At 47.0% G+C, this 11,728-nt stretch carries 12 protein-coding genes; all 12 read right to left on the bottom strand.

Features of this window, described 5'->3' with window-relative positions:
* Window positions 1-91: 91 nt before the first annotated feature.
* Complete coding sequence (lepB, locus tag ABCW47_RS00175; RefSeq protein WP_343207841.1) at window positions 92-682, bottom strand: signal peptidase I; 591 nt, start codon at window positions 680-682, stop codon at window positions 92-94.
* A complete protein-coding gene (locus ABCW47_RS00170) occupies window positions 679-1,305 on the bottom strand; it encodes a hypothetical protein (protein WP_343207840.1) in 627 nt (208 codons plus the stop codon). The genes lepB and ABCW47_RS00170 overlap by 4 nt, the downstream gene beginning before the upstream one ends.
* A 423-nt stretch (window positions 1,306-1,728) precedes the next feature.
* Complete coding sequence (locus tag ABCW47_RS00165) at window positions 1,729-2,979, bottom strand: glycerate kinase type-2 family protein (RefSeq protein ID WP_343207839.1); 1,251 nt, start codon at window positions 2,977-2,979, stop codon at window positions 1,729-1,731.
* Window positions 2,980-3,000: 21 nt separating this feature from the next.
* Window positions 3,001-3,921: a ketopantoate reductase family protein gene (locus ABCW47_RS00160; RefSeq protein ID WP_343207838.1), complete on the bottom strand. Its 921-nt coding sequence runs from the start codon at window positions 3,919-3,921 to the stop codon at window positions 3,001-3,003.
* Window positions 3,922-4,043: 122 nt separating this feature from the next.
* Window positions 4,044-4,931, bottom strand: coding sequence for a 2-hydroxy-3-oxopropionate reductase (gene garR, locus ABCW47_RS00155; protein ID WP_343207837.1), 888 nt, complete (start codon window positions 4,929-4,931; stop codon window positions 4,044-4,046).
* A gap of 121 nt (window positions 4,932-5,052) precedes the next feature.
* A complete protein-coding gene (locus ABCW47_RS00150) occupies window positions 5,053-6,198 on the bottom strand; it encodes a hypothetical protein (protein WP_343207836.1) in 1,146 nt (381 codons plus the stop codon).
* Between the two features lie 150 nt (window positions 6,199-6,348).
* Window positions 6,349-7,626 carry an L-cysteine desulfidase family protein gene (locus ABCW47_RS00145; protein ID WP_343207835.1) on the bottom strand — a complete coding sequence of 426 codons (1,278 nt, stop codon included), beginning with the start codon at window positions 7,624-7,626 and terminating at the stop codon, window positions 6,349-6,351.
* Window positions 7,627-7,640: 14 nt separating this feature from the next.
* A complete protein-coding gene (locus ABCW47_RS00140) occupies window positions 7,641-8,153 on the bottom strand; it encodes an L-2-amino-thiazoline-4-carboxylic acid hydrolase (RefSeq protein ID WP_343207834.1) in 513 nt (170 codons plus the stop codon).
* Between the two features lie 42 nt (window positions 8,154-8,195).
* Complete coding sequence (locus tag ABCW47_RS00135; protein ID WP_343209561.1) at window positions 8,196-8,903, bottom strand: ABC transporter ATP-binding protein; 708 nt, start codon at window positions 8,901-8,903, stop codon at window positions 8,196-8,198.
* Window positions 8,904-8,923: 20 nt separating this feature from the next.
* Entirely contained in the window at window positions 8,924-9,688 is a 765-nt protein-coding gene (locus tag ABCW47_RS00130) for an ABC transporter ATP-binding protein (protein ID WP_343207833.1), read from the bottom strand.
* Between the two features lie 20 nt (window positions 9,689-9,708).
* Window positions 9,709-10,722, bottom strand: coding sequence for a branched-chain amino acid ABC transporter permease (locus ABCW47_RS00125; RefSeq protein WP_343207832.1), 1,014 nt, complete (start codon window positions 10,720-10,722; stop codon window positions 9,709-9,711).
* Between the two features lie 11 nt (window positions 10,723-10,733).
* On the bottom strand, window positions 10,734-11,609 hold the full coding sequence (locus ABCW47_RS00120; protein WP_343207831.1) for a branched-chain amino acid ABC transporter permease: 876 nt from the start codon (window positions 11,607-11,609) through the stop codon (window positions 10,734-10,736).
* Window positions 11,610-11,728 lie beyond the last annotated feature (119 nt).

The raw sequence follows: 11,728 nt of genomic DNA, 5'->3' as shown, positions 1-11,728 counted from the left end.
TGTCCCTCACCTTTTCCATCTTTGTTTATCTCTATTTCTTTCCCCTCTCCGGGGTACCTTTTCTGTTCCAGTCAGACGCATCTTCATGCTCTTACTCGTTCCTGCCATCCCTTATCTTTCTTATGACAAGGATAACCTTCCCCTTGATCTGTTCCAGCCGGATGTTCCCCATCTCCTTATTCCGGCTGTCCATCGAATACTCTCTGTTATCCCCCAGCACAAAGATTTCCCCTTCTCCCACTTCATACGGGTATTCAATACTGCTCTCGCTCTTCTCTTTTCTTATCGCATACAGTTCCTCCTGGGTGATTTCATTCCGTCTCACCCGCCCGCTTCCTTCTTCTATTTCCACGATATCTCCGGGCAGCCCCGCTATTCTCTTTAGCAGCTCCCCTTCATCGGTCTCTATCACTACTACATCTCCTATCCGGATCTTTTCCCTGGTACGGCGGTACACGATCATATCTCCCGCCTGATAGGATGGATACATGGATTCTCCCCATACCATCCGCATCCCGATTACTTCCCGGAACAGCACGATAAGGAAAATAGCCGCAAACAGCACGATCCCCAAACTTACAAGCTGTTTCCTTCTACGCCTTTTTCCTAAACCTTTTCGCTCTTCTTCTACCAGCTTTTTCAGTCTCTCTACCGATACACTTGTTATCCGGTTTTCTCTCATCTTACCTGTCTTTCCTTCTCCTCTATCTGCCTTAACAACCTCTCGTACTCCGCACCGCTCCTGGTTAACTCTTCCCGGCTTCTTCTCACCAGTCGTTTCAGTTCCTCTCTGTCTTCCTCCGCCTGTGTTCGAATCTGTCTTGCCTCTTCTCTTCCTTCTCTTCGGATTTCCTCTGCTTCCCGTTTCGCTTCTTCAAATACTTCTCTCAGGAGTCTGCCGCTCCTGCTCTCAAACTCTTCCAGTCCAATATGCCTTCTTTCAGGCAGCTTCCCGATAATGTTCCGTTCTTCCTCTCGGTCCCGGTATGCTATCAGTTCTGCCTCCAGCTCCTTCTTCCTTTCCCTCAGCATTTCTGCTTCTTTCCGGAGTTCCCGGTTATCCCCATACAGGTTTTCATTTCTTTTCATCTGTTCCACAAATAACGCATATATTTTTTCCGCACTTTCTTTCCCCTCTTTGTAGAGGGCAAGTACCTCGTCTTTATTTTTTAATTCTCTTTCATATTCCTTCCGCTCTTCTTCCATCTGCTCCAGAAGGTCATAGAGAAAATCCATCACTTCTTCTTTTCGATAGCCGAACAGGTTTGTCCGAAAGGTAATTCTGCCTATTTCCTTTTTCTCCATGCTATTTTCTCCCTTCCTTCCCAGACAACAGCGTAAGACAACCATCTGCACTCCCCATGGCAGACGCCTGTCTTTTGTTTAGCCTATGTGTTTCATAGTATGCCGTAAAACCCTCTCTGAATTTCAGATGAAATAAACAAAACAGAAGGCAACAAAATGGACATTTCCACTTCAACCTCCGCACCGTATTTTTCGACATCTTTTATTATTTTCTGTCAATTTGTCCCGAAAAACTGTCGTAAAGTATCTTACTTTATGGTTAAGCAGCAATTCACTGGCAAAAAAGGCTCAAAATCCCCTATTTAAAGGAATATTTCAGAAACTGATGCGCGTGTCAGCGGCCAAATATACTCACAAATCACACAATTTAAACACAATAAAAAAAGACCCTGTTGTTACAGGATCTTTTTACAATAACAAATATTATTTTATTAACAGTACCGCTACATCGTTCACATTCGTGCCCGTAGGCCCGGTTATAATCAAATCACCCGCTTCCTTTAACGCCCGATAAGAGTCATTCTGCGCAAGCACCTCGCCGATCTGCAGGTTCTTCTCCGAAAGTCGTTTCCTCGTAGCGCCATCCACCATACCCCCCGCCGCATCGGTTGGCCCGTCCGTTCCATCGGAACCAATGGAGAATACCACTGTATCACCCAGATCTGCAATTCCGTCCGCAGCCGACAGGGCCAGCTCCTGGTTTCTGCCGCCCAGACCTTCACCGGTGATGCGCACTACTGTTTCGCCGCCCATAATAACCGCACAGGGAGCTTTAAATGCACAGCCCGGATTGCTCTTTATCTCTCTGGCAATGGAGGAAAGCATCTTTCCGGCTTCCTTTGCCTCACAGTCCAGCGTGGAGGTGAGTATATAGGGTGTATAGCCTAATACCTCCGCCTCTTTCGCGGCCGCACGGCAGAGTTCGCTAACGCTTCCTGTAATCACCGTTTCCACATTATCCAGCTCTTTCGGAGTCTCCTGTCCAAGCCTGCTAATGATGCGCTCATCAAAGGTCAGGCCATATTTCTTCACGATAGCAAGGGCTTCCTCACAGGTAGAGCTGTCCGGATAGGCAGGTCCGGAAGCAATGGAATCCAGCCGGTCACCCAATACATCAGAAAGCACAATAGCATAAACCTTCGCCGGTGCACAGAGCTTTGCAAATCGCCCTGCCTTAACCGCCGACAGATGCTTTCTTATAGTATTAATCTCCACGATATCAGCACCGCAGCGCAGCAGCTGTTTCGTTACATCCTGAATGTCATCCAGGGTAATGCCTTCAAGAGGACGTTCAAAGAGCGCAGAGCCACCCCCGGAAATCAAGAATACAACTGTATCCTGTTCCGTTAGCCCGCTCACCGCCTCTATGGCTTTCTCAGTCCCCAGCACAGAGTTTTCATCCGGGACCGGATGCCCCGCTTCTATAATGGTAAATCCCTCTATATCACCCTGAGAGTGTTCATACTTCGTTACGATAACTCCCTTCTTAACCTGATCACCCAGAACCGTCTTTGCTGTATTTCCCATCGTCCATCCGGCTTTTCCTACAGCGACTACAACAACGTTACCCTCCAGATTTTTCTGTTTCAGAGCCCGTTCCACCGCTTCATTGGGAAGCATTTCCCGGATCGACTGCCTGATAATCCTGTCTGCATCCTCTCTAATACTCATCATTTTCATACCTTTCCTGTTTCTTTAAAGAGTGTAGCCGAAATGGGCGGCAACCTTTTCATAATTCGGACAGGGTACACCCAGTTTTCTTCCCATTCTCACAACTTCAAACACAAGGCCGTCAATCTCACTCTTTCCGCCCTTCTTCACATCCTTCACCATAGACGCCGTGGAGGTGGGATTTAAAACCTTCAGGTGGTCTGTCTTAGCAGCGACCATATCCTTTCCATAGTCATAGCCCAGCGCTTTGGAGATCCCAACCACCTCTTTTAACAGAGCAACGAACAAATCCCTTGCTTCTCCTTCCTTCTGAAATTCAGAAGAGAGTACGTCCAGATAAGCCCCGGCTGCCGCATAGGGTGATAAGAATAAGAATTTATCGAAAGCGGCCTGTGCAATATTTTCAGCTACTACTATATCCATGTTGCAGCTGCGCATATCCTGCGCCACCGCCTCCATCATCTCTTTGTCGGCGGTCCCCTCCCGGTCCCCGTAAACAACACGGAAAGACGGAGTCAGCTGCTCCACCACTCCTGGTGCGCTGATATAGGATGCGATATAGATACATCCGCTGAGCACTGTCCGTTCAGGCAGCCACTTTGCCAGCACTTCACCCGTATTCACTACGTTCAGAATCGGTATGATCAGACTCTTTTCATGGGTAGCTTTTCTCATAAACGGCACCAGCTCTTCCACAGAATAGCTCTTCACGCAGAGCAGAATCACATCTGCCTTTTCCTCATAATCTTCTGTTGTCGCAAGCTTCAATTTGTCTTCGCGCAGACAGAGATCGCCCATTCTGGTACCCTTTACCAGAAATCCATTTGCCCTCATTGCTTCCAGATGCGCTCCCCTGGCTATCATGGTAACATCCATTCCGCCTTCCGCCAGATAAGCAGCAATACAGCCGCCGGTGCCTCCGGCTCCTAAAACCAAATATTTCATACCCAATCCTCCTCAAACGCCGGCACGCTTCGCGAACCGTCTTAGTATAAACAAGGAACCTTCACACAATTAATCCTTGGAGAAGGTTCCCTTATGGCATAATGCCGTTTATTAAACTTTACTTATTTATCGGAGATTTTCTCACCGGATACCTTTGCATAATATTTTGCCAGAGCGCTGTGATCATCGTTGCCGAATCCGTCTGCATGCAGAGTCTGCATCATCTCCATAACAGCTGCAGTCAGCGGCAGCGGAGAACCCACGCCATGGCCGGTCTCCAGTGCGTTATTCAGATCCTTAATATGCAGATCAATGCGGAATCCAGGTTTGAAATTGTCTTCCAGCATCATTGTTCCTTTCGCATCCATAACCGTAGAACCAGCCAGTCCGCCGCGGATAGCCTGATATACCAGATCCGGATCTACGCCTGCCTTTTTTGCCAGAGTAAATGCTTCTGCAACAGCCGCAATATTCAGCGCTACAACAACCTGATTAGCCAGTTTCGTTGTGTTGCCGGCACCAATTTCACCGCAATATACGGCACTGGCGCCCATCACCAGAAGAATATCCTTCACGCTCTCAAATACCGCCTTGTCACCGCCAACCATAATAGACAAAGTTCCGTCCACAGCCTTCGGCTCCCCGCCGGATACAGGAGCATCCAGCATCTTGACACCCTTCTTAGCGCACTCTGCTTCCACTTCTTTGGATGCCAGAGGAGCTATTGAACTCATATCTACCAGAATTAATCCCTCTTTCGCGCCTTCCAAAACGCCATTTTCCCCCAGCACCACCTGTTTTACCTGAGGAGAATTCGGAACCATCGTAATAACCAGATCAGACTGAGCTGCTGCCTCAGCTGCCGTCGCTGCAGACTTCGCACCTGCTGCAACCAGTTCTTCTACCGCTGCCTGATTAATATCATTAACAATCAGCTCATAACCTGCTTTTAAAAGATTTTTACTCATGGGTTTCCCCATAATTCCCAAGCCAATAAAACCAATTTTCATCTTACAAAACCTTCCTTTCCAAAGCTGTCTGTTGATTTAGCGTCCACTTGTCTGACAAGGCCCGCCATATAATAATCATAGCATATGTCCTGTAAAAATGCACCATATAGATTTGTACAAATCACTTCTGGTTCAGTTTGCCAAGTGTCATGCCATGATCCGAAACCGCTTTCGTTACATCAAACGCAAGCTGCTCTATTTTAACATCAAAATCCGAATCCGGATATCCCTCCATAAAGTGCCGGAAGACCTCCGTCAGATACTGATATCCAATTTCATCAAACGTAATGATCGCCTTCTCCAGCACGCCGCCTTTTGTGGCGTGATTTGCCACATTCTGATCCAGTACTTCCCTGGGTTCCATCTGGATCGTCATCAAATGAAGTTCCATCGTGCCTCCGGCCATCCGTCTGGCAATCCATTCATCCATCCCAATGGAAACCGCATAGCGTACGATACCACGGTACCAGCCCTGAACCATCTCGCAGATAAATACCCTGATTTCTTCCGGTGCATCATCCTCCGAACATGGATACAGCGCTGGATCAATATCTTTGAAATTCTCTCGATGATACGTCCTCATAGCACTGGCCAGAGCTGCCAATGGCACCTCAATCCCCTTTTCTTTCAGCACATCCTGGAGAATAAAGCACATCTCATAAGTCGTATGGCTGGCAACCTTCAGGGCCAGAAAAGGTACCGCATATTTTGCAGGCACCTCAATCACGGTAGCAGTTGGTTTCAGAAAATCCAGAGCCAGTTTTTTATTTTCTTCCGGCCATTCTCTCCGTTCATCAAAAGAAATAAAAGAGACTCCTACAGGTGCCACATTAATACCGTGAAGTTCATTTACCATATTGGGAAGCAGATTAGCTTCGTTCACATCTCCGCCCAGCTTATCATAAAAATAGGACACCTGAGGGTCCGGCGCAAACGAATACAGATCCGGAAGAATCTCCCCTGCCTTTCTGCAATCTTCATAATAAGGGATCAATACTTCTTCCATGATACCGGGTATCTGATCCGGCTTCGGTGCGAGGAGTATCAGGTCCGGTTTCATTTCATCCAGTGCAGCCCTCGTATTCTGCACCTGAAGAGGAAACGGAAACAGCTCCTGCCGCTCCTTTAACCCTCTTTCACTTCCTTTTATTCCTATCATCTGACTGCCGATATTATCTCTCAGAATTGCCCGGTAACAAGGCGTAATATAATAGGCCAGATATCCTACCCCGATCAAAAAAATCTTCAGGTCCTCTCTTCTTTTCATGCAGTCTCCTCCTTTCGCAGACACCCGTTCCTGCCTGCATTATTTTCGATTGAAAAGAAAGGGGACCCAATCAAAATTGGAATCCCCTTATCTTATCCTGCCGTCATGCCAGACCGGATACCGGTCCGGATTCAGACATTACTATGTTTTTTAGTCTTCTACCATGATGTGCAGAATTTCTTCATCGGTAACCTGCATGCCATCTTTTGCCATACGGCAGAAGCTGTCGATTGTCTTCTCCACATCACTCTTTACAAGGCCTTCTCCAGGAAGGAAACCTCTTCCCTTCTTTGCCATCTCATATCCGATCAAACCAGCTTCAACAGAGGAAGCAATCTTCGCAGCACAGGAGGATTTCGCCCCATCACATACGATTCCGCCTACATTGCCGAGAGCATTTACAATGATCTGACCAATGATCTTAGCATCCGCACCCTGAAGATAAGCGATGCCGCAGGCAGCTGCCGTACCGGCACTGACTGCACCGCAGAATGCGCTCAGACGGCCGACTTTAGCCTTCTGGTGAATTCCGATCAGATTGGATACTACCAGCGCCTGATGAAGTTTCTTTTTGGATACGCCCAGTTCCTTTGCATACTCGATAACAGGAACAGATACGGTAATACCCTGATTCCCGCTTCCAGAGTTGATTACAACAGGCATCTCACAACCATTCATACGCGCATCAGAGCCAGCTGCCGCAGCAGCTTTTGCACGGATCTTCACGTCATTTCCATAAGTCTCGATCAAAGTCTTGCCAACAGCTGCACCCCAGTCATTGGTAAGTCCTTCTTTGGCAATCGCTGAATTGCACTCAATCTGTTTCTCCAGCAGATCTTCCACCTCTGATAAATCAGCGGTATCGGCATACTCCAGGATCTTTTCTACCGTCAGGCAGGAACGATCGGTCATGCCTTCGTCCAGCTCTTCCGCAGAATGAGGGATATCATAGATCACTTCGCCGTTTTTCTCGATGTGAACAATTCCGTCGTGCGTATGCATAATCTCTACTTTAGAACTCTTATCATCCTTAAAGCAGCTTACAATGATATGTAATTTTGCAAGGGAATCCAGTACCTTTACTTCACAGATGCCTTTATCCAGAAGCTCTTTCGTTAATTTCAGATCATCGTCTGTTACTGTTGTCAGAACTTCCAGTTTCAGATCTGAGCTTCCGCCTACCGCGCCAACTAAAGCCGCAGCAGCCATACCGCGCAGGTCGATTGTCATAGGAACAATAACTGCCTTTGCATTTTTAACAATATTTCCACTGCATTCCACTACCATGCGGTCCGGAATTTCTCCAAGCACTTCTTTTGCCTTTGCAGCAGCAAAAGCAATTGCAATTGGCTCCGTACAGCCCAGAGCAGTGAGCATCTCTTCTCTCATTATCGCAGCGAACTTGCTACAGTCATCCTTACTAAGCATTTATAACATTCTCCTTATTTGTTTTTCTTGCGCAATCTCAGTCTACAGACATCACTGCCATCGGCAATCGTGCTGTCCAGGAAGAACTCTGCATCTTCTACAAGGCTGAAGATACCTCTGTCGCCTTCCATAGCAACATCACAGCATTTGTAGAGCAGATCATCATCATCGGTCAGTTTCTGCCAAGCAGCTACTAACGGACAATAGTGATGGTCAATGATGATCTCTTCCGGAGTGTCTTTTACATACTCTTTCTCGAATGTCTTTGTTCCCAGTTCATTATTTCTGAACATATTCAACAGTTCCTGAAGGTCTCCGCGATCTTTGAAATTCGCCATGGATTCCTCACCACGGAAGCAGCCTACACGGCGGATAGCCGGTCTGCAGTACTCTTCCCAGTCGATGCCGCGTTTTTCAGCTTCATCGTTCATGAACCAGAACCATTCTGCTCTCTGCTCGATATCGGATCTTCTAATATTAACCTGAGGATCATCCGTAATCTTCGGGACATTTTTAACTTTAGACATAATTTTTTCTCCTTTTCTCTTCGTTATTGTGAAATATGGTTATTAGATACCGCCAAGGAAAGCATCGATAACCTTCGGATCATTCATCAGATCAGAAGCTTTGCCTTCCATAGCAATATTACCAGTTTCCAAAACATATCCATAGTCTGAAATAGACAACGCCATCTTCGCATTCTGTTCTACCAGAAGGATGGTTGTGCCCATCTTATTAATCTTTTTAATCAGCTCGAAAATATCTTTGACAATCAGCGGTGCCAAACCCAGAGAAGGCTCATCCAGCATAAGAAGCTTTGGATCTGCCATCATGGCTCTTCCTACCGCCAGCATCTGCTGCTCACCGCCGGAAAGAGTTCCGGCCGCCTGTTTCTGCCTGTCCTTCAAAATCGGGAACAGATCATATACTGTTGTCAGTGTCTCGTCCACCATCTTTTTATCGGTAACAGTCAATGCTCCCATCATCAGATTCTCAAGAACCGTCATCTGCGGGAATACCTGACGTCCCTCCGGAGACAGGATGACACGGCTTTTTACAATATAATCGGTAGCCTTATTGGTCAAATCCTTGCCGTCAAAGGTTATTTTACCTTCCGCTGCATGTACAATACCGGAAATCGTATTCATCGTAGTACTTTTTCCTGCACCGTTGGCACCGATCAGGGTTACGATCTGTCCTTCCCGGACAGATAAGTTTATACCCTTCAGGGCACGGATTGCACCGTAGTTAACCTTTAAGTTCTCAACTTTTAAGATCTCTTTTTTATCGCCCATTCCTACACCTCCTCGCCAAGATAAGCATCGATAACCGCTTTGTTTGACTGTATCTCAGCCGGAGTACCGGAAGCAATCAGTTCACCCTGGTTCTGTACATAGATATAATCACAGAGATTCATAACCAGTTTCATATCATGCTCAATCAGCAATACCGTGTAGCCATCATTCTTAAGCTCCCGGATAAATGCCGTCAATTCTGCTGTCTCCTGCTCGTTCATACCTGCAGCAGGCTCATCCAGCAGCAAAAGCCTTGCACCGGTTGCCATGGCACGTACGATTTCCAGACGCCTCTGTGCACCGTAGGGCAGGCTGTCTGCCCGATCATCCGCATTTCCTGCAAGTCCGGTCAGCGCCAGCAATTTCATACATTCTTTGTTGATTTCCTTCTCCGCCTTATTTCTTCTTGGCAGACGGAACATCGCGCTGAACAAATCTGATTTTGCCCGGATGTGCATACCTATCTTTACATTCTCCAGAACGGACAATGATTTAAACAAACGAATATTCTGGAATGTTCTAGCCATTCCACACTTCGTTACCTCGTGAATTGGTTTACCGGTAATTTCTTTTCCCTCAAAGAATACCTTGCCTTCGGTCGGATTATAGACACCGGTAATTACATTGAAAGTCGTTGTCTTGCCGGCACCGTTCGGTCCGATCAGGCCGGTAATCAAGTTCTCTTCCACCTTGATGTTCAGCTTTGAAACTGCAACAAGACCACCAAAACGCTGGGTAACGTCCACTAATTCTAGCATTGCACTCATATTTCATTTCCTCCCATCATTTAGTTGTCTTCCTCTAACAGTTTTGCAGCCTCTTCATCTGAAATCGCATATTTCTTGCGGATTCCAAGGAAATCAGAGAATGTCTTCCGGCCCAGAATACCCTGTGGACGGAAAATCATCATGACCGCGATAACCAGACCGTAGATCAGCATACGCAGATTGGAAAGATCACGCAGGGCCTCAGGCAGAATCGAAAGAATAACCGCACCCAGGATGCTGCCCGGAACGCCGCCCATACCACCGAGGATAACCATACTCAGCATACCGGTGGACTGGTCAAAGTTAAACGCCGAAGGATCAATAAATCTCATATAGTGTGCGTAGAACGCACCCATCATACCGGCGAGAGCAGATGAAATGGTAAACGTCATAACCTTATAGTTACGAAGGTTTACGCCCATAGCCGCTGCAGCGATCTCATCCTCACGCACGGACATGATGCCACGTCCCACATGGGAGTTAACGATATTCATTACAATTGCCATTACAATAACAAGCAGAATTAAAGCCAGTATATAATAACCGGTGTTGTTCTTGATCTGGATTCCGAAAATAACCGGTTTTGCAATACCTGTCATACCCATCGGCCCACGTGTGAGGGAAACCCAGTTTAATTCAACCAGACGAACCACTTCACAGAAACCTAATGTAACGATTGCCAGGTAGGTACCGCTTAATTTCAGCGCCGGGAAACCTAACAGCATACCAAAGATTCCCGCTACCACAAGTGCACAGATCATAGTTAACAGAAACGGCCACTCAAAGCGGCTGGACAATATGGCGGAAGTATATGCGCCGATTCCCATGAAGGCTGCATGCCCCAGGGATACCTGGCCCATAAATCCGGTAATCAAGTTAAGACTAAGTGCCAGCGCAGAATACATGACACAAAGCGTTGCCACACGTACGAGGTACTGATCCGGTGCATAGAACGGGAAGAGAACAACCAATGCAATCAGTACCACAAAAATTCCGATACGAATTTTCGGATTTAAACCTTTATGCTTTTGCATTTCTTCTCCTCCTATACCTTGCTCACGTTCTTTTGTCCCATCAAACCGGAAGGTTTAATAATAAGAACAATAATTAAGACAATAAAACCAACAGCATCCTTGAAACCGGAGCTGACATATCCGGCGAACAGGGCTTCCATTACACCAATGGAGAAACCGCCCACAACCGCGCCCGGAAGACTTCCGATACCGCCCAGTACAGCAGAAGCAAATGTCTTCATACCAACTGTAAAGCCCATCTGGAGGTCAACACTGTAGTAGTACATACCGAACATGATACCTGCCACAGCCGCAAGCGCGCTGCCCAGGAAGAATGTAAAGGTAATAACACGGTCTGTATTTACGCCCATCAATTTCGCAGCAACCTCATTCTGAGAGATTGCTCTCATAGAAGAACCCATCTTCGTTTTGTAAACCAGAAGTGACATCCCCGCCATCAGGAGCAGTGTCAATGCCATAGTAAAGATCTGAAGATAACTGACAACCGCATTGCCGATTGTAAACTGTCCTCTCGTAAAGACCTCCTTGAATGGGATAGCCTCTGAACCGAAAACAATCATAATCAGGTTCTGCAGAAAGGTAGAAATACCGATCGTACAAATCATATAAGATATTCTGGCAGCCCCTCTTTTTCTCATCGGCATCAGCGCACACCGGTCAACCAGTACGCCGAAGATACCACAGCCCGCGATAGACAATATAACTGCCAGCGGAAGGCCCAGACCTCCCTGCAAAGCAACAGCCGCTATGTATCCACCCAGCATGAATACGGACATATGGGCGAAGTTCGTCAGCCTCAACACGCCGAAAACCATGGAATAACCAACCGCTACGAGCGCGTAAGAGCTTCCGATTGTCAATCCATTAATAACCTGCTGTAGAAACACCCTTTCACCTGCTTTCCTCTATTCGTTTTTCCATCTTGTCCTGCCTTCGATTTCCGGATCACGCATCCGCAACCGGAGGCAGCTTTCCCCCCTCATTGCTCCCTATATAATTGTTCTGC

Source organism: Anaerolentibacter hominis, assembly GCF_032380675.1.
GTDB classification, from domain to species: domain Bacteria; phylum Bacillota; class Clostridia; order Lachnospirales; family Lachnospiraceae; genus Anaerolentibacter; species Anaerolentibacter hominis.
The sequence above is the reverse complement of the archived record's forward strand: the minus strand, read 5'-3'. Positions and strand labels throughout refer to the sequence as shown.